Consider the following 20,128-nt stretch of genomic DNA (forward strand, 5'->3'; position numbering starts at 1 on the left):
CCGGCTACGCTGGGAACTCCACGACCTTCCAGTAGTGCTCCAGCAGCGCCACCGCCTCCATGAAGGTGTTGGCCGGGTCGCGCTTGACGATGTAGCCGGCGACGTTGTGCCCGTAGGCGCGCATCCGGTCCTCGTCAGCCTTCGACGTGGTGATCATGAACACCACCGCCGAGCGCAGGTCCTCGTCAGCCCGCACGGCCTCCAGGAACTCGATGCCGTTCATGCGTGGCATGTTCAGGTCGAGCAGGATCAGGTGCGGCCTTGGCAGCGGCTCGCGCCCGTTCCCGCCGCGCAGGATCTCCAGCGCCTCGATGCCGTCGCGCGCGACCGTGATCGGGTTGCCGATCTTGCTCTTCTTGAAGGCGCGCTTGAGGCCCTGGACGTCGACCTCGTCGTCGTCGACCAGCAGGATGTTAACCGTCGAGCCCATCCGCCTGTCCCTTCCGGCCGTCGAGCGGCCACGTGAAATGCACCGCCAACCCCCGCCCGTCCGCCCCGTCCGCAAGCCAGACCTTGCCGCCGTGCCGGTCGACCAGCTTTCGCACGATGGCCAGCCCCATGCCGCTGCCCTCGACCTCGTCGCGGGGCTTGAGCGTCTGGAACATGCCGAAGACGCGCTCGCGGAACTGCTCAGGGATGCCGGGGCCGTCGTCGGTCACGACGAACTCGACCGCGTCCCCCGTCGGCTTGGCCTCGACCCGGATGTGCCCCTCGGCCGGCCGATCGTGATGCTTGATGGCGTTGCCGATCAAGTTCTGCAAGGCCTGGGTGAGGGGCGCCCGGGCCGCCTGCATGGTCGGGAGGGAGTTATCCGCCGTGATGGTGAACCCCTCGGGCGGGCTGACCAGGACCGCGAGCTCCTCGACGAGCGCCCTGGTGTCGATCCGGTCGACGGCGGCCTCGCCGCGTCCCGCCCGCGAGTAGGCCAGGAGGTCGTCGAGCAGGCTGTCGAGCCGACGCACCCGGCTCTTCAGCAACTCCATGTTCGTCTGGACGTCGCCGGTCAGCGACCCTTCCAGATCCTCCTCGATCCACCCGACGAGGTTCTCGATTCCGCGTAAGGGAGCCTTCAGGTCGTGCGAGGCGACGTAGGCGAACTGCTCCAGTTCCTCGTTGGAGCGGCGCAGGTCGATGGCGTGCCGGGCGAGCCGGCGTTCCATTCCCTTGCGCTCGGTAATGTCGGTGTTGGTCCCGAACCAGCGCAGGATGCGACCGTCCGGCCCGCGGTGCGGTTGAGCCAGCGACAGGAACCAGCGGTACTTGCCGTCGGCGCCGCGGAGCGGGAAAGTGTCCTTCCAGGGCTCGCCAGTCCGGAACGCTTCGCCGATGCGTTCCACCACACGCTCGACATGGTCGGGGTGGTGGACGTCGCGCCAGCCCCACCCGCGCATCTGTTCGAGGGTGGTGCCGGTGTAGTCGTACCAACGCCGGTTGTACCAGATGATGTCGCCGCCCGGCTCGGCGACCCAGGCCATCTGCGGCAGCGCATCCGCGAGGGCTCGGAAGTCGTCCGCCGTGAGGTTCGCGGCTCGCTCCACGCATCCACTCCTTGGTCTATGGCGGTGACAGGGAGGATGCCCGCCACCCGCTCCGGGACGGGCATGGCGCCCCATGCGGTGACAAAGCGGCGGCGCCAAGGCTCACCGACGCCCGAGCGGATTGACCGGCATCGGTTGCGTGGACATCCCCACCTCGACGGACCCGGCTCACTCGACCAACGGAGTGGCGCGCTCCGGGTCGCCTGACGGTGCCGATGGCTGGCCGAAGGTTCGAGGCCTCCCACGCGAGAAGGCTCACCCTTCGCAGCGAGCGAAAGGCATTCCCGGATCGAGGAGCCTCACCGCCCCGCAGCGGGCTCGTGGATCGGGCAACCGTTGAAGCGCTGCCGGAACTCCGCCGAATGCCTGTAGGGCGCGTTGCGGGCGCGGTTGACGTTGCCGAGCGGCCGATGCGCCGCGAGCCCGGTCCACACCGCGAACCGCATGCGCTCGTCCACGTCTTCGACGCGCCCGGCGTCCCAACTGTCCTGCGGGCGCACGGTGATGGTGGCGACCCGCTGGAACGGCGCCTCGTCCTCGCCCCACGGCACCGTCGGGTCCTCGACCGGCTGGCGTTCAAGGTCGCGGCAGAGCTGCACCCGGAACTCCCAGACGCCCTCAATGCCCGCCATCTCGGCCTGCACGGTCTCACGGATCGCGTCGGGGCGGCCGGAGGCGTCGATCTCGGTGCCGGTCAGCGCCGTCAGCGCCGGGGCGACGGGAGCGACAGAGAACTTGGCGATGTGATCGCCGTACCGGAACGGGGTTACGCTGTAGTAGGTCTCGCCGAGCGGGTCGACGTTCGGCGCGCCGCCGAGCGAGCCCAGGGTCGGGCTCTCGATGCCGACCGCGGTCAGCGCCTTGTTCACCCCACGCAGCACGGTGGAGGCGGCGACCTTCACGCCCTCGATCCGGTCGGTGGTCCTGACCAGCAGCTTGAGGCTGCCAAGGAACTTCTCTGCGTTCGGCGCCTGGAAGACGGGGCCGTTCACCATGACGAAGTCCTGGGTTGTCCCTTCCGCGTCGGGAAGGCGCTCGCCGGCCACGTCCAGGACCTTGATCGCGAGGCCGCGAGGCAGCGAAACCGCGTCGGGCAGGATGTCGCCGGCGTTCGTCGACATCCGCATGTAGACCTTGTGCTCGCCCGGCTTGGCGAACAGCCCCTGGGCGAGCTCGGGCGGCAGCCCCGCATCGATTGTCAGCGTGCCCTCCAGGATGCCGTGCGACTTCGCGTGGACCGAGCGGACGGCGTGACCGGAGTCGTTCGCGACCGTCTCCAGGATGGTGTCGAACGTCTCGTTGAGCTGCTCGATGGTCCGGCCCTCGTCGGGCCGCACATGCTCGACGTCGGGGCTGTATCGGACGGGTGCTTGCAAGGTGTGATGTCCTTCGTCGGTCTTCGACAGAACCGGTCGAAGCGGCCGACGTTCCGGGTTGCGGGTCACTCAATCGCCCGTGAACGAAGTCGGGAACGCCGCGTTGCCGGCATGCTTGTCCCGAGGCGGTCCCCGTGGGGTCCGCGGTCCCACGACCTTGAGGCGGGGCGGGAACGGAACGCCTTCGGCTCACCCGGTGGCCGAGGCGCACGGGAGAGACCGGCATGACCTACCTGCGCTACGCCCCCGAAATCGAGCGGCCCGCCCCGGACGAGCAGGAGACCATCGACGGCATCATCCAGGGCATGACCCAGCAGTCGCAGACCGTGGAGAAGCGCGAGCATCACGCGGTCCGCGCCAGCCACGCCAAGAGCTCCGCCTGCGTGACGGGCGAGTTGACGGTCGCCCCCGGCCTGCCGCCCGAGCTGGCCCAGGGCCTGTTCGCAACCCCGGGGACGTACCCTGTCGCGGTGCGGCTGGCGCAGGGGCCGGGGGAGACCCTGGGCGACAAGGTCTCGACCCACCGCGGCATGTCCATCAAGGTCTTCGGCGTGAGCGGCGAGAAGCTGCCGGGCCACGACGTCGACACCCAGGATTTCGTCCTCGCGACCGGCACGACCTTCCCGTCGGGCACGGCGGCGGGGTTCCTGCGGGACGGCACCGTCATCGGCAAGTCGACGGGGCTTCCGGAGGGCTTGAAGAGCGCCGTTTCCTCGACAGCACGCAACATCAACAAGGTGCTGCACGCCTTCGGCACGGAGAGCGCGATGGCCGATTTCTTCGGGCATCCCTACAGCCACCCGCTCGCCGACAGCTACTTCAGCCAGGCGCCCGTGCGCTTCGGCGACTACGTCGCCAAGCTCGGGGCCGTGCCGGCGACCGATGCCCAGCGCTCGCTCTCCGAATGGCGCCTCGACCCACGCCAGGACGAAGACGGCTTCCGGCACGCCGCGCTCGCCTTCTTCCGCGAGAACGACGTGGTGTTCGAGCTCAAGGCGCAGCTCTGGGCGGACGCCGAGAAACAGCCCATCGAGGACGCATCGGTCGACTGGCCGGTCTCGGTCAGTCCCTACCGCACGGTGGCCACGGTCCGCCTGCCGCGCCAGGACGCCTACTCGCCGGAGCGGGTACAATACTTTGACGAGGTAATGACCTTCCGCCCGGCGCACAGCCTTGCCGCCCACCGCCCGCTCGGCTCGGTCATGCGAGCCCGTCTCCAAGTCTACCGGGCGCTGAGCGACTTCCGCCATCGGGAGAACGGCGTGACCGCCGAGAACACTGCCTCGCCCGAGAGCATCCCGGCCTGAGCCGGCCCATCCCCAAGCCACACAGAGAGGAAGAACCGATGACCCTTCAGGGAAAGGCCATCGCCATCCTGATCGCCCCCCGGGGGACGGAGGAGCCCGAGTTCACCAAGCCGCGGGATGCGCTGCTTGCGGCCGGCGCGGCCGTCACGGTGGTCGGGCTTGAGGCGGGCGAGGCCGAGACGGTCAACAACGACCTCGACCCCGCCGGGAAGTACCCGGTCGACAAGGCCATCGATGCGGTGTCCGCCTCGTCCTTCGACGGGCTCGTCATCCCCGGCGGCAGCGTCGGAGCCGACAAGCTTCGCGGCAGCGAGGCCGTGGTCGGCTTCGTCCGGGACTTCTTCCAGCAGGGCAAGCCCGTTGGCGTCATCTGCCACGGGCCCTGGACGCTGGTCGAGGCCGACGTCGTGAAGGGCCGCAAGCTTACCTCGTTCCCTACCGTGAAGACCGACATCCGCAACGCGGGCGGGGAATGGGTCGATGCGGAGGTTGTGGTCGACAAGGGCCTCGTTACCAGCCGCAACCCGAAGGACCTGCCCGCCTTCTGCGCCAAGATCGTCGAGGAGTTCGCCGAAGGGCACCATCCTGACCAGGCTCGCAGCGCCTGAGGCCGCCCTTCGTCAAGGCGTCGGGCTTGTTGCCCGGCGCCCAATTTCAGGAATCGTTATCTCACGTTTTTCGACCAAGGTCGTCCTGGTCGCCGGTGTCGCGTCCCGCGTCGGTGACGCCACTGCACGCCGCTTCGACAAGGAGGCGGCGAGTCTTGCTCTCGCCGACCTGAACGGCGAGGGCCAGGATCGGGGCGTCGCCGGGATTGGGGACGGACCGGACGCTCGCCCGGGTCGCCGACCTCTCGTACGCCGACCGGTGCCGGGAGGTCGTCTTAACCCCCTGGTTGGCATCGTGCCGTACCACCGCTGGTGAACCTCGTGTCGGCCAAGAAGCCTCGGCCGACACGACCATATGGATTGATGGCCGTTGGCCGCCCCTCCGTTGGGTCGGACATGGAGAGGCGGGGCTTTCCTTAGTTGCGAGCGTCGCCATCCCGCATCTGGCCCGTCGGCTCCTGGACGTGGGCTTCGAGGAACCAGAGCTGCTTGTCGACGGCGCGGGAGACCTCGGTGAAAAGGTCCGCCGTGTCGGGGTCGCCTGCCTCATCCGTCTCGTCGATGTTCTCGCGTACGGCGTTGGCGTAGGCGGCGTAGCTGTCGATCAGCGCGGCGACGTGATCGGCGATGGCGTAGATGCCGGTCGGGTAGGCCGGCAGTTTCGTCGCGTCCGCAACGACCTGCGCCGTCCCCAACGCCGTGCCGCCGAGCTGAACCGCCCGCTCCGCGACCTTGTCGTTGAGGTCGCTGATCTCGGCGCGAAAGCCGTCCAGCATCAGGTGGATGCCGATGAACTGCGGTCCCTTGAGGTTCCAGTGGGCTTGCTTGATCGCGAGCGCGAGGTCGATGCCGTCGGCCAGCCGCGCGTTCAGGGCGTCGATGGACACCCTCTTGGCGTTGGAATTGGTGTTGTTGCGGGTCTGGTGAGTGCGCGGGGTGCTGCTCGTTGCCATGCTTCTGCTCCGTGATGTCGAGGCGGCAATTGTGGAGCGTAGGGGAGGTTCCTTCCGCCAAGTTTAGGCCTCGAAGGTTCCTGGCCCCGATTCTTCGGCGGGATGGCGCCGGTCCGTCGTGGCTCGCGGCGGCGCAGGCATGTGGCTGTCCGGGGGCGGGGACGCCCGAACGTCGGACATGCATCATGTCGGCATGTCGGTGGATGCCCAAGGGCCCCAAGAACCCTACGGGTACCGAACTCCCCATTCATCGCTCCCACCTGCCGAGATGCGGTCCTCCCCCACGCTGGCGAAGCGGCACAAATGGATCTCGGCATCGGCAGACGGGTGGCCGTCGTGACCAGCCGAGTCGATCCTGTCCGAGGGGATCGTACGAATATCACCTCGGGAACGGTCCCACGGACTCCCCAGCGCAGGTCAGGTGGCACGGACGCGTCAACATTGCCGTGCCGGTTGCGTAGGGACATCGAACGGCTCGGCGTCATCCTCGACCCATGGCCTTCGACGGCCACGTGTTCATCCCGCCGTACCCGATGAGTAAGCCGGGGATGGCGGGAGAACGACATCGACCGAACGGGATTAGCTGTCCGAGACATGCCTCACTCGGGGGCCTCACCGATTTTTGTTCCGGGAGGGATCATGAACGCCGAACCCGCGTCGAACCTGCTGCGGCGCCCCGGCCCGCCCGAGCCCGTCCCCCACGTCGATCCACCCCGGGCATCCGACCCGCGCTTCACCGAGGTCCTGCCCCACCATGCCCGCCTCGTCTCGCTCTACGACCAGGCAGTATTCAGCGAAGGGCCGACCTGGTGGCCCGCACGGGACATCCTGGCTTGGTCGGACGTCGAGGGGCGCCGGGTGCTCGGCTGGCACGCAGACGGCTGCGTGCGGGTCGTCATCGACGCCACCCCGTTCATCAACGGCAACACGGTCGACCGCGACGGCAACCTCGTCCATTGCGAGCACGGCAACCGCCGCCTGTCACGCACGACCCCGGACGGACGCTACGAGGCCCTCATTGAGACCTATGAGGGCCGCCGCTTCAACGCGCCGAACGACGTGGTCTGCGCCGCCGACGGCGCCCTCTGGTTCACTGATCCGGCCTACGGCCTGCGCCTACCGAGGCAGGGGGTGTTGGCCGCGTCCGACCTGGGCCATCACAGCGTCTACAGATTTGATCCGGCGGACGGCTCGGTCAGGCGCATGGCCGACCTCGGCCAACCGAACGGGCTTGCCTTCGCGCCGGATGGGCGCACCCTTTACGTCAGTGACACCTCCCGGACCGAGGGGGGCGACGGGCACACGATTCATGCTTATCCGGTCGTCGATGACCGAACCCTGGGCAAACCGCGGGTCTTCGCCGAGATCGAGCCCGGCGTGCCGGACGGCTTCCGTGTGGACGATCGAGGCTGGATCTGGACGAGCTCAGAGGCAGGGGTTCAAGTCCTCTCCGCGGAGGGGCACCGGCTCGGACTGATCCCGACGCCCCAGGTGTGTTCCAACCTCTGCTTCTCCCCAGAGCAGCAACGGCTGTTCATCACGTCCAAACAGCACCTCTACGCCCTGGACCTCGCCGCCCGGTAGATCGGGATGAGATCACGGCATCGTCAGAACGCTTCGGAAACTCCTAGGAACCCGGGTTCTCACGCAAGGTTGGCCTCGGACGAAGGGAGCCGTGTGCCGGTACACGCAGGCTCCATCCCATGCCGCCCCCGACCACATGCGCCAATTGGGCGGCACCGACACCCATCGCCGAGGACCCGACATGGCTGAAGCCGTCGCCGACTTTTTCTGGAAGCGCCTGGCCGAGTGGGGAGTGAAGAAGATCTTCGGCTATCCCGGCGACGGCATCAACGGCCTGCTCGGCGCCCTCCAGCGCAACGACCTGCCGTTCGAGTTCATCCAGGTCCGCCACGAAGAGATGGCGGCGTTCATGGCCGCGGCCTACGCCAAGTTCACCGGCGAGGTCGGCGTCTGCATGGCGACCTCCGGTCCCGGCGCGACGCACCTGCTCACCGGGATGTACGACGCCCATCTCGATCACGTGCCGCTTCTCGCCATCTGCGGGCAGCAGGCGCGTAACGTCAACGGCGCCCACTATCAGCAGGAATTCGACCTCACGAGCGTCTTCAAGGACGTCTCGGCCTACGTACAGCAGGCGTCCTCGCCCGCGCAGGTTCGCCACATCGTCGACCGCGCCATGCGGATCGCCAAAGCTGAACGGAAGGTCTCGGCCATCATCCTGCCAAACGACCTACAGGACGTTCCCTACGAGGCCCCCGTCCGCAAGCACGGCAACACCTTCTCCGGTGTCGGCTACACCGCCCCGAAGGTCGTGCCGTTCGACGCCGATCTGCGCCGCGCCGCCGACGTGCTGAACGCCGGCAAGAAGGTCGCGATCCTGGTCGGCGCAGGCGCGCTGCATGCCACCGACGAGGTCATCGCGGTCGCCAACAAGCTGCAGGCCGGCGTCGCCAAGGCGCTGCTCGGCAAGGCAGCCCTGCCCGACGACCTGCCCTTCGTCACCGGCACCATCGGCCTGCTCGGGTCCAAGCCCTCGTCGGATATGATGGAGGATTGCGACACCCTGCTGATGATCGGCTCCGGCTTCCCCTGGGCCGAGTTCCTGCCGAAGGAGGGGCAGGCGCGCGGGGTACAGATCGACATCTCGCCGGAGATGCTGTCGCTGCGCTATCCGATGGAGGTGCCGCTGTGCGGCGAGTCCGCCGAGACCTTGCGTGCCCTCCTGCCACTGCTCGACCAGAAGAAGGAGGGCGGCTCCTGGCGCACCGGCATCGAGAAGGGGATGGTCTCCTGGTGGAAGGAGGCGGAGGATCGGGCGATGGCCAAGGCCAACCCGGTCAACCCGCAGCGCGTGACCTGGGAGCTCTCGCCGCGCATGCCCGAGCGGGCGATCATCACCTCGGATTCCGGCTCCTGCGCCAACTGGTTCGCCCGCGACCTGAAGATGCGCCGCGGCCAGATGTGCTCGCTCTCCGGCGGCCTCGCCTCCATGGGTGCCGCGGTCCCCTATGCCATCGCGGCGAAGGTAGCCCATCCCGACCGGCCGGTGATCGCGCTGGTCGGGGACGGGGCCATGCAGATGAACAACATGGCCGAGTTAATCACCGTGGCGAAGTACATGCACCGCTGGTCCAACAAGACCTGGATTTGCTGCGTGTTCAACAACGAGGACCTGAACCAGGTCACCTGGGAGCAGCGGGTGATGGAGGGCAACCCGAAGTTCGAGGCGAGCCAAACCATCCCGAACGTGCCCTACCACAAGTTTGCAGAGCTGATCGGCCTGAAGGGCATCTACGTCGATGATCCCGCCCGGATGGGGGCGGCTTGGGACGAGGCCCTCGCTAGCTCCGTGCCGGTGGTGCTGGAGGTGAAGACCGACCCCGAGGTGCCGCCGCTACCGCCGTTCTTCACTTTCCAGCAAGTGCAGAACTTCATGTCGATGCTCGGCAAGGGCGATCCGAAGGAGCGCCATCTCCTGGTTGACACCGCGCGTCAGGTGCTGAGTTCCGTCCTGCCCGGCAGCAAGTAGGACGGCCCCCGCGGCATGCGTGACGATCCGGGGATTGGAACGGTGCGGGCGCGAGCCTACACCGTTCCCACCGACGCGCCGGAGGCGGACGGTACCTTCGCCTGGGACCAAACGACGGTTGTCGTCGTCCATGTCGAGGCCGGTGGTGAGACCGGCCTCGGCTACAGCTACACCGACGCCAGTGTCGCGCGCTTGATTGTAGGGACGCTCGCATCGCATCTTACCGGATTGTCCGCCTTCGACATCCCGCGGGCCAATGCCGTGCTGTGTGGCGCCGTGCGGAACCTTGGTCGCTCCGGGCTCGCCGCCACGGCGATCTCGGCATTGGACACCGCCTTGTGGGACCTCAAGGCACGCCTCCTCGACGTATCGCTGGCAAGCCTGTTCGGGCAGGCGCGGGAACACGCAGAGATCTACGGAAGCGGCGGTTTCACGAGCTACGACGACCGGCAGTTGCGCGAGCAGCTTGCCGGGTGGATCGAGCGGGATGGCTGCCGATCGGTGAAGATGAAGGTCGGCAGCGCTCCCGAGCGTGACCCAGCCCGCATGGCGGTCGCGAAGGCGGCCATCGGCGATGCGAGCCTGTTCATCGACGCCAACGGCGCTTTCACCCCAAAGCACGCCATCGGCGCCGCGCAGGTGGCGGAGCGGTTCGGCGTCGCGTGGTTCGAGGAGCCCGTGTCCAGTGACGATCCCGCGGGGATGGCTTCCGTCCGCGCCTCGGCGCCTGCCGGCATGGAAATCGCCGCGGGCGAGTACGTCTATACCCTGGACGACTTGCGTGGGCTGCTCGACGTGGGGGCGGTCGACGTGGCCCAAGCGGACGTAACCCGCTGCGGCGGTTACAGCGGGTTCCTGAAAGTAGCGGCCTTATGCGAAGCGGCGCATTTGGACCTGTCCGGCCATTGCGCCCCCGCCTTGCACCTCCCAGCGGCCGTTGCCGCCCCCCGCTTCCGACACCTCGAATGGTTCCACGACCACGTCCGCATCGAGCGGATGCTGTTCGACGGGGCGCCCGTCCCGCGCGACGGCGTGATTACCCCCGACCTGACCCGGCCGGGCCACGGCCTCACCCTCAAGACCCGGGATGCCGATGCCTATGCCGTCTGACCGCGCCTCCCAATCGCCGGGACGACGCGCTGCCAGCGTCAAGCGTCGTGTCGCACCCGTACGGGTCGAGGCGGCCGTCCACCCGGTGGTAGTTCTCGCCGCGGTGGCAGCGGGGGCCGGTTTGTTGACCTGGTTCGCGGCCGGGCGTTCCAAGCCCCTAGGTCACGCCGCCGGCGGCCGCAGCTACAGTCCGCGGGGGCGCGATGTCACCGCGAGCGCGGCACAGCGCCTGAACCATGCCTCGACGATGCTCGCGGCCTCGGTACTGTTCGATTCCGGCCTGGAGCACTACCGAGGCCAGTTCTTCAACCGGGCGATGTACACGCCCATCGTCGTATCCAGCGTCACCCTGGCGGCGTCCCTGCACGGGGCCGGCGACACCGACCCCGGCAGCTCCCGCGTCCGGCACGGGGTGCAGGCGCTCGCCGGGCTGACCGGCCTGATCGGCTTCGGCTTCCACGCCTACAACGTCGGCAAGCGCGAGGGCGGGTATTCCTTCCAGAACCTGTTCTATTCCGCCCCCATCGGCGCGCCGATGGCGCTGACGCTGGCGGGCGTCCTCGGGGTGGTCGCCGAGCGCGTGCGCGACGCCGACCCTGACGAGCCCCGCCTCGCCGGTCTGCCGGCCGGGCGTTCCCTGGCAGTCGCCACGGCGGGCATGCTCGCCGGAACGACCCTGGAGGCTGGGCTGCTCCACTTCCGGGGTGCTTTCCAGAACCCGGCGATGTTCGTTCCCGTCACCCTGCCACCGCTTGCCGCCGCCCTTCTCGTCCGCGCCGCGACCAAGCCGGAGGGAGCGAGTCAGGCCGGCGCCAAGTGGGGGATGTGGGCGGTGTCGGCGATGGGCGTCGGCGGCGTTGCACTCCACGCCTACGGCGTCGCCCGGATGATGGGCGGCTGGGCCAATTGGCGCCAGAACCTCATCGACGGGCCGCCGCTGCCGGCCCCGCCCTCCTTTTCGGGAGTGGCGCTCGGGGGGCTCGCGGCCCTCGAACTCATCGAACGCAGCCGCTTCCGCTTCTGACTTGAAAGAACATCATGCGTCCGAGACTGGACCTTTATCCGGGCTACGACGTGCTCGCGAAGCGCGACGGCCCGTCCTGGAACGCCAAGACCCGCGAGGTTTTGGAGGAACGGCTCGCCATCGGACCGGAGACGCGTCGCTTCTTCGATGAGGCAGAATGGTCGACGATGAAGGCGCTGGCCGAGCGGATCGTGCCGCAACCCGCCGACCGGGGGGATCCGGTGCCGGTGGCCGCCCTCGTCGACCATAAGCTCGCGAGCGATATCCGCGATGGCTACCGCAACGCCGAACTGCCCGAGGAGCGTGATGCGTGGTGCCTGGGACTACGGGCCCTCGATAGCGAGGCAAGGGCACGGTTCGGTGCACGCTTCCACGAACTCAGCGCCTGGGCGCAGGACGAGCTACTGAAGCTTGCGGAGAAGGGCGACCTGACCGGCGCGGTTTGGGAGGGCATGCCCTCGAAGCTGTTCTTCCACCAGCGCATCCTCGCCGACGTGGTCAAGGCGTACTACGCCCACCCCACGGCCTGGAACGAGATCGGCTGGGGCGGCCCGGCGAGCCCGCGTGGCTACGTGCGCATGGATTTCGACCGTCGCGACCCCTGGGAGGCCGCCGAGGCCAAGCCCGGCCGCGAGGACGAGGCCTACCAAGAGAACCTCCAGGTTGGCCGATAAGGATACCCCCGTCGATGCGCATCCCCGGCCTCGGCAACGCCGCCGACAACCCCCAGCACGCCACGCCCGGCGACGACCCGGAGCACCATCCCCGCGCCCGCGACGGTCGCGCCCCCAACGTCATGCGGATCGGCGAATGGGTGCCGATGCGCCAGCACCGGGACGAGGAAGAGGTCGACTTCGCCATCGTCGGCACCGGGGCCGGCGGCGGAACCCTGGCCTGTCGGCTTGCGGAGGGTGGCCTCTCGGTGGTGGCCTTCGATGCCGGTCCATATTTCCGGCCGCTGGAGGATTTCGCCTCGGACGAGAGCCATCAATCCAAGCTCTACTGGACGGACGAACGCATCGTCGACGGCGAGAACCCGCTGCAGATGGGCTCGAACAATTCCGGCAAGGCGGTGGGCGGTTCGACCGTCCACTACGCCATGGTGGCCCTGCGCTTTCGACCGGAATGGTTCAAGACACGCACCCTGATGGGCTACGGGGCCGACTGGCCGCTCGATTGGCGGGAGATGTGGCGCTACTACGATCAGGTCGAGAACGACCTGAAGATCTCCGGTCCGGTTTCCTACCCCTGGGGACCGCACCGGCGCCGCTACCACCGCCGGGCGCACGAGATCAACGCCGCCGCCAAGGTGCTGGCCCGGGGCGCGGAGGCGATGGGCATCGGCTGGACGCCGACGCCGCTCGCCACGGTCTCGGCCCCGCATGGTGACGCTCCACCATGCGTCTACCGGGGTTTCTGCACGCTGGGCTGCTCCACCAACGCCAAGCAGAGCGTGCTCGTGAGCTACCTGCCCCGCGCCCTGAAGGCCGGCGCCGAGATCCGCGACCTCGCAATGGTCGGGCGGATCGAGACGAGCAACGGGCGCGCCACAGGCGTCCATTATTTCCGCGAGGGAAAGTGGCGGTTTCAGCGGGCGAAGAACGTCGTGGTGGCGGGCTACGCCATCGAGACGCCGCGGCTCCTCCTGAACTCGGCGAACCAGGAATTTCCGGACGGGCTCGCCAACTCCTCGGGCCTCGTCGGCAAGAACCTCATGGTTCAGGGTAACCAAGCGGTCTGGGGCGTCTTCGACGAGGAGATCCGCAGCTACAAGGGCCCGCCCTCCCTGGCGATCAGCGAACATTGGAACTACGACGACAAGGGCTACGGCCCCTTCGCCAAGGACTTCTTCGGCGGATACTCATACATGAGCCAGGGGCCGCTGCCCCAGCTCTGGGCCAACACCCAGGCCTCCGCGCACGGTCTGTGGGGTGAGGCGCTCGTCTCGGAGATGCAGCGCTACAACCACGTCGCCGGGCTGAAGGTCGTCTCCGAATACATGCCGCAGGAGCGCAACCGGGTGACGCTCGCGGACGTGAAGGACCAATACGGCTTGCCGGTGGCCCGCATCACATACTCCTGGTGCGACAACGACAAGGCGCTGAACCGCCACGCCCTCAAGTTCATGCGCGAGGCCCTGTCGGCCGCGGGCGGCCGCGAGGTTTGGGATCAGGGCGACGACACCTGCCACCTCAACGGCACGGCTCGGATGGGCGCCGATCCGCGCACCTCGGTGGTGGATGCAGCTTGCCGGTCCTGGGACATCCCGAACCTGTACGTTTGCGATGGTTCGGTCTTCCCGACGGTTGGCGGCGTGAATCCCTCGCTCACGATCCAAGCGGTCGCGTTACGTACGGCGGACCGGATACTCGCGGGAAGGCGGTGACCGGCATCGCGGGTTGGTGACATGACGGCCGGGTCGGAATGGCTGGCTATCGTGACAGCGGATCGTCACACCGTCTGGGGCGCTGCCAGTCACCGGTTGGCGTCTACGTTACGGGTCACGCTCGATATGGAACGCATGACCGGGGCTGGGTCGACCGCCGGCAGGGACGTCGTCAAGGAGGGCGTAGCCGGTCGACATCCCGGGACGCCCGTCCCTAGGTGACGTTCACCCGTACCCGATGCCAGCAGGCGCACAGGTAGCCCTTGTGGTTCCACGTCTCGTCCGGCAGCGCTGGCTGCGTCTGGCCGGCCTCGTCCCAGGCGCGCACGACAAGCTCATGCTCGCCCGGGCACAGGTCGAGGTTCGTGCTCCAGAACGCCCACGCGAACGGCGCGTCGGCCTCGTGTTCGAGCTCGGCTTGCACCCAGGACCGGCCGCCGTTCCCGGAGATGTCGACGCGCACGATGGCTCGATCCCCGCTCACGGCGTAACCGCGGACTTGGTTGCCCCCTGGCTGGAGAATGGCCCCGCGTGCCGGCTCACAGATCGCCGCGTTCAGCGGCATCGTATCGATGGTGTGCCCATTGGCCGGATCGGCGGTCTCGGCGGTCACGTCTGCCGGGTACAGCTTGTAGTCGCTTGCTTGGATCGGATTGTCCGAGGGGTGGTCCTGGACGCTCAGTCGCCGGAGCCATTTGGGGCTGCGTACGCCGGCAAAGCCCGGCACCACCGCGCGGACCGGGAAGCCATGCTCCGGGAGCAAGGCATCGCCGTTCATGGCGTAGGCCAGCAGGGTCTCGGGCGCCATGGCCTTGGCGAGTGGAACCGAGACGCCGTAGGGATGGCCTTCCACCGTGTCGTGGCTCTCGAAGGCGACATGGAGGCCCTTGCGCTCGGCGACCCCTGCCTCTCGCAGGACGTCAACGAGTCGCACCCCGGTCCATTCGGCGGTGCCGATGGCTCCGGCGTCCCACGGGTCACCGGATACCGGGGCGACCGCCCGCATGTCGGCACGGCGATTGCCGGCGCACTGCATCGTGGCCGTGACCGTGGTTTCCGGGAAGCAAGCCCGCAATTCGGATAGCGACAACTCAAGCGCGGTGCCGGTTCCGCCATCGACGGTAAGGCGCCAGGTTGCCTCGTCGAGGTCCGGTAGGTTGCCATGTGAGCGGACGTAAAAATCCTTCGCCGCCGTCCTGTAGGAGGCCCGCAATCGGTCGAGGGGCGGTTCGGCGTTGTAAGGTTGGTCGCCGTGGACGATCAGGCGTGCCTTGCGCTCGGTCAGGCTCGACATCGGAGTTCCCGTAAGGATTAGGCCACGGGTGTGAACGCACCGGCGACGGTAAGGGTCATTCAGCGGCCCAGGAGAGAGGGTTCGAACGTGGGCCGCAATCATCGCGGCACGTGGACGGGCGCTACGGAACACCCTGAAGGAGGCGGACTTCTCAAAGGCATCCTTGTTCGCGAGCGCGTTCCTCTTAGGGGGAACATGGCTTCGCCACCGACCGGAGAACCTCGATGAAGGCACTGTGCTGGCACGGTAAGGGCGACATCCGCTGCGACACGGTTCCCGATCCGCGGATCGAGGACGCGCGCGACATCATCCTCAAGGTGACGTCCTGCGCCATCTGCGGCTCGGACCTCCACCTGATGGACGGCCAGATGCCGACCATGAAGGCCGGCGACGTGCTCGGCCACGAGTTCATGGGCGAGGTGGTCGAGGTCGGTCCCGGCTTCACCAAGTTCAAAAAGGGCGACCGCGTCGTCGTCCCGTTCAACATCAATTGCGGCGAATGCCGCCAGTGCCGGCTTGGGAACTGGTCGGTCTGCGAGCGCTCGAACCGCAACGGCGCCATGGCGGCGGCGCAGTTCGGCTACCCGACCGCGGGCCTGTTCGGGTATTCGCACCTTACCGGCGGCTATGCCGGGGGCCAGGCCGAGTACGTGCGCGTGCCGATGGCCGACGTGGCGCCGATGCTGGCCCCCGAGGGCGTCGATGACGAGTCGCTGCTGTTCCTCACCGACATCCTGCCCACCGGCTGGCAAGGGGCCGAGCATTGCGAGATCGAGGGCGGCGAGGTCATCGCGGTCTGGGGCGCGGGGCCGGTCGGACTGTTCGCGATCCAGTCGGCCAAGATCATGGGGGCCGGACGCATCATCGCCATCGACACGGTGCCGGAGCGCCTCGCGCTCGCCCGCACCTACGGCGCCACCGACATCATCGACTACGCCAAGGAGGACGTGTTCGAGCGGATCAAGGAGATCAGCAAGGGCGAGGGCGCCGACGGCGTCATCGACTGCGTAGGGATGGAGGCCAGCGCCGGCCACGGCGTCGCCAGCCTCGTCAACACGATCCAGGAGAAGCTGACCTCGACCGAGCGTCCCTACGCTCTGATGGAAGCGATCAAGGCGGTGCGGCCCTGCGGCATCGTCTCGGTGCCCGGCGTCTACGGCGGCCCGATCTTGGTCAACATGGGCATGATCGTCCAGAAGGGCCTGACCATGAAGAGCGGGCAGACCCACGTGAAGCGCTACCTGGAGACGCTGACCAAGCTGATCCAGGCGGGCAAGATCGACATGACGTCGATGATCACCCACCGCTCGACGAACCTCGCCGACGGGCCGGACCTCTACAAGACGTTCCGCGACAAGAAGGACGGCTGCGTGAAGGTCGTGTTCCACCCGAACTGAGCGACTGCGTCGATCCTCGTCAACTCACGCATCCAGGGTCCTCTTCATGTTTGGCGGAACATGGATGCTAAGGGAACGAAACTGATGGATCTCGGAATCAAAGGGCGGGTTGCCGTCGTGACGGGCGCCAAGTCGGGCATTGGGCGCTCGACCGCGGAGCATCTTCTGCGCGAGGGCGTACACGTCGTCCTCACCGACAAGGAAGGACCCGATCTGGAGGCGACCGCCGAAGAGTTGTCGGCACTGGGTCAGGTCCGTGCCGTCCAGGCCGACCTCAGCGAGGCGAAGGGGATCGAGGTGCTCGCCGCCTTCGCCAACATGGCCTTCGAAGACAAGCCGACCATCCTGGTCTGCGCCGCCGGCATCACCGGCGCGTCTGGGGACTTCCTCGAACTCACCGACGACGACTGGCTAGAGGCGATCCAGACCGACCTCATGGCCGGCGTCCGGGCGACCAGGGCCTTCATCCCGCACATGCGCAAGGCGGGTTGGGGCCGGGTCGTGCTGTTCTCCTCGGAGGATGCCGTGCAGCCCTACATCGAGGAACTTCCCTATGCGGCCGCGAAAGCCGGGGTCCTGAACCTCGCAAAGGGCCTGTCCAAGGCCTACGGTCCGGACGGCGTGCTCGTGAACGCGGTCGGCCCGGCCTTCATCGCCACGCCGATGACGGACGCACAGATGGAGAAGAAATCCAAGAAGAAGGGTATCTCGTTCGACGAGGCGATCAAGCTGACGCTCGACGAGGAGCGTCCCGGCATTGTCGCCAAGCGCCGTGGCAAGGCGGAGGAAGTCGCGGCGGCCGTGACGTTCCTCTGTTCCGAACGTGCCAGCTTCATCAACGGCGAGTTCCTGCGGGTCGACGGTGGTTCCGTGATGGCCATGGGAACCTGAGACGCCGGACATTCCGCCGGCCCGGGCAGGCTTACGCGTCCTGCGTCGCGTGAGCACGCGAGGGCAGCACCCAGTTCGGCCTGATGAAATGGCAGGTATACCCATTGGGGATACGCTCTAGGTAATCCTGGTGCTATGGCTCGGCCTCCCAGAACGGCCCGGCCGGGGCTATCTCCGTTACGACCCCGCCCGGCCAGAGACCGGAGGCGTCGATATCGGCGATGGTCTCTTCCGCCACCCGGCGCTGGTCGTCGTCGGCGTAGAAGATGGCGGAGCGGTAGCTCAGGCCCCGGTCGTTGCCCCGCGGTTCGGCGTGGTCGGGTCGTGGATCTGGAAGAAGAACTCCAGCATGCGCCTGAAACTCGTCCGGGCCGGGTCGTAGACGATCTCGATGGCCTCCGCATGGGTTCCGTGCTTGCGGTAGGTCGCGTTCGGCACGTCGCCGCCGGTGTAGCCGACGCGGGTCGAAACCACGCCCCCCTGGCGCCGGATTAGGTCCTGCATGCCCCAGAAGCACCCACCGGCCAGCACGGCCCTTTCGGTTCTCATCGCAACTCCTCGATAGTCGTTCCGCTCGTGTCCTGGATATTGGGATGTGGAGAGCGCCACGCCCAGTGACCCGGCGCCACGTCTGCGCAAGCGAGGCGAGGCCGGAAGCACATCTCTCCTTTGGCGGCGCACGGCTAATCACGCTGCCCCGGGTCAACCCAGTTTTCTAAAGGCCGCCCATTCCCTGGGCGGCCTAATTACCTCAGGTTGTTGCGATGCGGAACTTTGGGATCCGAATGCGGATCTTTGGGGCGGCTATCACCGGTATCGGCTAGCACGGCGGTCGCCAGCAACGCTGTGATGTTGGTGATCCAGATCGCTGGGTTCACGGCGAGGTCCGCGTCGCCGTAACGGGGTACGTGTGCCTGTTGGAAGAACACCGCGTTTGACGAAGCGAAAGCTCAAAGGCAGCGGGAAACGTCCTGTGTGGATGGCTCCCGCATTGCAAGTGGCGAATTGAGCTTCTGACGCGTTGGTCGGGTGCAGTCTTGTGTCCGGCCTGTCGATGCAGTCGTTCATGTTGACTGCTGGCCCTGATGGTATCCGCGAACTGGGTCCCACTCTGCTTAGCGGGCTATGACGCCCTAGACGTTACGCGGGGTGTCCCAGCTCCCGGTCTGACCGGTTCGCCATCAACTCTCATCGTCCTCGCAACCTCAAAAACGCTTTTCTTCGTGCTGTCAGGCGACCGCGGTCGCTGGTGCGCGGTAGGTGCCGCCGCGGGTCATGATCGCCCAGGCGACCCGCGCCGTGCGATTGGCCGCCGCAACAGTCACCACGCGCACCGGCTTACGCTGCAGCAGCGCCGGCAGCCGCGGGTCGACCGAGGTCGGTGTCGTCTTCGCACGCCGGATCAGAGAGGTCATGCCGACTACGAGCAGCCGGCGCAGGTAGCGGTCGCCCATGCGCGAGATCCGGCCCAGGCGCTCCTTGCCGCCACTGCAGTTCTGCAGCGGTGTCAGGCCCAACGAGGCCGCGAACTGCCGACCGGAGCGGAAGCGTTCGGGCTCGCTCACCGAGGCGGCCAACGCGGTTGCCGACACGATGCCGACACCCGGGATCGTCGCCAGGCGCTGCGACAGGTCGCTGTCCCGGTGCCAGGCCAGCAACTCCTTCTCCAGTCGGGTGAGTTGGATCTGCACGGCCCCGATCTGATCGGCCAACCCGGTCACCACGCGCTGGGCTAACGGCGGCACCTCGGCCGCGTCTCCGGCCGAGAGCCGGGCCGCCAGTTCGAGCGCGTGCCGCAGGCCCCGCGCCATCTCGATCCCAAACTCGGCGAGCAGGCCGCGGATCATATTCACCAACTGCGTGCGTTGCTTGACCAGCAGGTCGCGCGCCCGGTGTAGCGCCAGCGCCGCCTGCTGCTCGGTCAACTTCACCGGCACGAACCGCATGCTCGGGCGCGTCACTGCCTCGCAGATGGCAGCGGCGTCGTTCGCATCGGTCTTACCGCGCTTCACATACGGCTTCACGTAAGACGGCGGCATCAGCCGCACGTCATGGCCGAGCTTTATGAGTTCCCGGGCCCAGTGGTGCGCCGTGCCACATGCCTCCATGCCGACCAGGCAGCGCGGCAGCTTGGCGAAGTACGGCATGACCTGCGCCCGCCGCAGCGCCTTCCGAACAACGACGTGCCCGGCCGCGTCGACGGCGTGAACCTGGAAGATGCTCTTGGCCAGATCGATGCCGACGGTGGTGATCTTCATGGGGATGGCTCCTGCATCTGCGTGGCTGCTGCTTCGGCAGCGACCACATCTTGGCACCGAGATGCCGTCAGTTGGAGCGGGAGCCATCCACCCCATCTGCTTACCTGCAGCCTGAGCTCCGAAGCGGACCGGCCGCTTTCGGCCAAACCCTGCCATTCCAGATCGCAGCTTCGCGCCATGAGCAGACATCAGCCCACCACCCGACAGTGGACATTAAGGTTTTGGTAAGCGGCCGTCCGGAGTCGACCCTTTGCCGAAGATGGGAGCGCCTGCTTACGGGCAGGTCGATGAGCCCCAGACTACGACCGGAACGGGTGGATTTCCGCCGGTCTGCTTTTGCGCGGCGATGCATGGAGCCGGACGTCGTCTCCATGCCCGCTCGCAACTTTTCTCGGTTCTCGAAAGCTCTCAGCCTTGCCAATTTGATAAGGTC

Annotated in this window: 16 protein-coding genes and 1 pseudogene; 10 read left to right on the forward strand and 7 right to left on the reverse strand. The window is 67.4% G+C overall.

Going from position 1 to position 20,128, the window contains the following annotated elements:
• Positions 1-4 precede the first annotated feature (4 nt).
• The 3 genes from LOK46_RS24435 to LOK46_RS24445 form a co-directional block, all read right to left on the reverse strand.
• Complete coding sequence (locus LOK46_RS24435) at positions 5-430, reverse strand: response regulator (RefSeq protein WP_273560956.1); 426 nt, start codon at positions 428-430, stop codon at positions 5-7.
• Positions 414-1,538: a sensor histidine kinase gene (locus LOK46_RS24440; protein WP_273560957.1), complete on the reverse strand. Its 1,125-nt coding sequence runs from the start codon at positions 1,536-1,538 to the stop codon at positions 414-416. Before LOK46_RS24440 ends, LOK46_RS24435 begins: the two co-directional genes overlap by 17 nt.
• A gap of 299 nt (positions 1,539-1,837) precedes the next feature.
• Positions 1,838-2,914, reverse strand: a complete 1,077-nt coding sequence (locus LOK46_RS24445; protein WP_273560958.1) for a catalase family protein — start codon at positions 2,912-2,914, stop codon at positions 1,838-1,840.
• A 224-nt stretch (positions 2,915-3,138) separates the two neighbouring features.
• Between LOK46_RS24445 and LOK46_RS24450 the strand changes: the two genes are divergently transcribed.
• Both LOK46_RS24450 and LOK46_RS24455 read left to right on the forward strand, forming a co-directional pair.
• Positions 3,139-4,221, forward strand: a complete 1,083-nt coding sequence (locus LOK46_RS24450; protein WP_273560959.1) for a catalase family protein — start codon at positions 3,139-3,141, stop codon at positions 4,219-4,221.
• A gap of 38 nt (positions 4,222-4,259) precedes the next feature.
• On the forward strand, positions 4,260-4,829 hold the full coding sequence (locus LOK46_RS24455; protein WP_273560960.1) for a type 1 glutamine amidotransferase domain-containing protein: 570 nt from the start codon (positions 4,260-4,262) through the stop codon (positions 4,827-4,829).
• 416 nt (positions 4,830-5,245) lie between these two features.
• Here LOK46_RS24455 and dps read toward each other — a convergent pair whose 3' ends face one another.
• Positions 5,246-5,782 carry a DNA starvation/stationary phase protection protein Dps gene (gene dps / locus LOK46_RS24460; RefSeq protein ID WP_273560961.1) on the reverse strand — a complete coding sequence of 179 codons (537 nt, stop codon included), beginning with the start codon at positions 5,780-5,782 and terminating at the stop codon, positions 5,246-5,248.
• A gap of 639 nt (positions 5,783-6,421) precedes the next feature.
• On the opposite strand from dps, the gene LOK46_RS24465 reads away from it, so the two are divergent.
• The 6 genes from LOK46_RS24465 (at position 6,422) to LOK46_RS24490 (ending at position 13,855) form a co-directional block, all read left to right on the forward strand.
• A complete protein-coding gene (locus LOK46_RS24465; protein WP_273560962.1) occupies positions 6,422-7,366 on the forward strand; it encodes an SMP-30/gluconolactonase/LRE family protein in 945 nt (314 codons plus the stop codon).
• Positions 7,367-7,547: 181 nt separating this feature from the next.
• Positions 7,548-9,335, forward strand: a complete 1,788-nt coding sequence (locus LOK46_RS24470) for a thiamine pyrophosphate-requiring protein (RefSeq protein ID WP_273560963.1) — start codon at positions 7,548-7,550, stop codon at positions 9,333-9,335.
• 15 nt (positions 9,336-9,350) lie between these two features.
• Positions 9,351-10,445 (forward strand): enolase C-terminal domain-like protein, encoded by a 1,095-nt coding sequence (locus LOK46_RS24475; RefSeq protein WP_273560964.1) that lies wholly within the window; start codon positions 9,351-9,353, stop codon positions 10,443-10,445.
• A 121-nt stretch (positions 10,446-10,566) separates the two neighbouring features.
• Positions 10,567-11,469, forward strand: a complete 903-nt coding sequence (locus LOK46_RS24480; protein ID WP_273560965.1) for a hypothetical protein — start codon at positions 10,567-10,569, stop codon at positions 11,467-11,469.
• A gap of 14 nt (positions 11,470-11,483) precedes the next feature.
• Positions 11,484-12,143: a gluconate 2-dehydrogenase subunit 3 family protein gene (locus LOK46_RS24485; RefSeq protein ID WP_273560966.1), complete on the forward strand. Its 660-nt coding sequence runs from the start codon at positions 11,484-11,486 to the stop codon at positions 12,141-12,143.
• 14 nt (positions 12,144-12,157) lie between these two features.
• Positions 12,158-13,855 carry a GMC family oxidoreductase gene (locus LOK46_RS24490; RefSeq protein ID WP_273560967.1) on the forward strand — a complete coding sequence of 566 codons (1,698 nt, stop codon included), beginning with the start codon at positions 12,158-12,160 and terminating at the stop codon, positions 13,853-13,855.
• 214 nt (positions 13,856-14,069) lie between these two features.
• On the opposite strand, the gene LOK46_RS24495 is transcribed toward LOK46_RS24490, so the two are convergent.
• Positions 14,070-15,149 carry a molybdopterin-dependent oxidoreductase gene (locus LOK46_RS24495; protein ID WP_273560968.1) on the reverse strand — a complete coding sequence of 360 codons (1,080 nt, stop codon included), beginning with the start codon at positions 15,147-15,149 and terminating at the stop codon, positions 14,070-14,072.
• A 224-nt stretch (positions 15,150-15,373) separates the two neighbouring features.
• Here LOK46_RS24495 and LOK46_RS24500 point away from each other — a divergent pair, with 224 nt between their 5' ends.
• Together LOK46_RS24500 and LOK46_RS24505 are read left to right on the forward strand one after the other, a co-directional pair.
• Positions 15,374-16,546 (forward strand): zinc-dependent alcohol dehydrogenase, encoded by a 1,173-nt coding sequence (locus LOK46_RS24500; protein ID WP_273560969.1) that lies wholly within the window; start codon positions 15,374-15,376, stop codon positions 16,544-16,546.
• A gap of 84 nt (positions 16,547-16,630) precedes the next feature.
• Complete coding sequence (locus tag LOK46_RS24505; protein WP_273560970.1) at positions 16,631-17,437, forward strand: SDR family NAD(P)-dependent oxidoreductase; 807 nt, start codon at positions 16,631-16,633, stop codon at positions 17,435-17,437.
• Between the two features lie 31 nt (positions 17,438-17,468).
• Here the strand turns inward: LOK46_RS24505 and msrA are convergent.
• Together msrA and LOK46_RS24515 are read right to left on the reverse strand one after the other, a co-directional pair.
• Positions 17,469-17,986 (reverse strand): annotated as a pseudogene (gene msrA, locus LOK46_RS24510) (peptide-methionine (S)-S-oxide reductase MsrA).
• Positions 17,987-18,666: 680 nt separating this feature from the next.
• On the reverse strand, positions 18,667-19,695 hold the full coding sequence (locus LOK46_RS24515) for an IS110 family transposase (protein ID WP_273560971.1): 1,029 nt from the start codon (positions 19,693-19,695) through the stop codon (positions 18,667-18,669).
• Positions 19,696-20,128: the final 433 nt, after the last annotated feature.

The organism is Methylobacterium sp. NMS14P (assembly GCF_028583545.1).
Classification (GTDB): domain Bacteria; phylum Pseudomonadota; class Alphaproteobacteria; order Rhizobiales; family Beijerinckiaceae; genus Methylobacterium.

Excerpts from the sequence above, each read along its gene's own strand:
- LOK46_RS24435 (WP_273560956.1), bottom strand. The coding sequence starts at position 430 with ATGGGCTCGACGGTTAACATCCTGCTGGTCGACGACGACGAGGTCGAC.
- LOK46_RS24450 (WP_273560959.1), top strand. The coding sequence starts at position 3,139 with ATGACCTACCTGCGCTACGCCCCCGAAATCGAGCGGCCCGCCCCGGAC.
- LOK46_RS24455 (WP_273560960.1), top strand. The coding sequence starts at position 4,260 with ATGACCCTTCAGGGAAAGGCCATCGCCATCCTGATCGCCCCCCGGGGG.
- dps (WP_273560961.1), bottom strand. The coding sequence starts at position 5,782 with ATGGCAACGAGCAGCACCCCGCGCACTCACCAGACCCGCAACAACACC.
- LOK46_RS24465 (WP_273560962.1), top strand. The coding sequence starts at position 6,422 with ATGAACGCCGAACCCGCGTCGAACCTGCTGCGGCGCCCCGGCCCGCCC.
- LOK46_RS24470 (WP_273560963.1), top strand. The coding sequence starts at position 7,548 with ATGGCTGAAGCCGTCGCCGACTTTTTCTGGAAGCGCCTGGCCGAGTGG.
- LOK46_RS24475 (WP_273560964.1), top strand. The coding sequence starts at position 9,351 with ATGCGTGACGATCCGGGGATTGGAACGGTGCGGGCGCGAGCCTACACC.
- LOK46_RS24485 (WP_273560966.1), top strand. The coding sequence starts at position 11,484 with ATGCGTCCGAGACTGGACCTTTATCCGGGCTACGACGTGCTCGCGAAG.
- LOK46_RS24490 (WP_273560967.1), top strand. The coding sequence starts at position 12,158 with ATGCGCATCCCCGGCCTCGGCAACGCCGCCGACAACCCCCAGCACGCC.
- LOK46_RS24495 (WP_273560968.1), bottom strand. The coding sequence starts at position 15,149 with ATGTCGAGCCTGACCGAGCGCAAGGCACGCCTGATCGTCCACGGCGAC.
- LOK46_RS24500 (WP_273560969.1), top strand. The coding sequence starts at position 15,374 with ATGAAGGCACTGTGCTGGCACGGTAAGGGCGACATCCGCTGCGACACG.
- LOK46_RS24505 (WP_273560970.1), top strand. The coding sequence starts at position 16,631 with ATGGATCTCGGAATCAAAGGGCGGGTTGCCGTCGTGACGGGCGCCAAG.
- LOK46_RS24515 (WP_273560971.1), bottom strand. The coding sequence starts at position 19,695 with ATGAAGATCACCACCGTCGGCATCGATCTGGCCAAGAGCATCTTCCAG.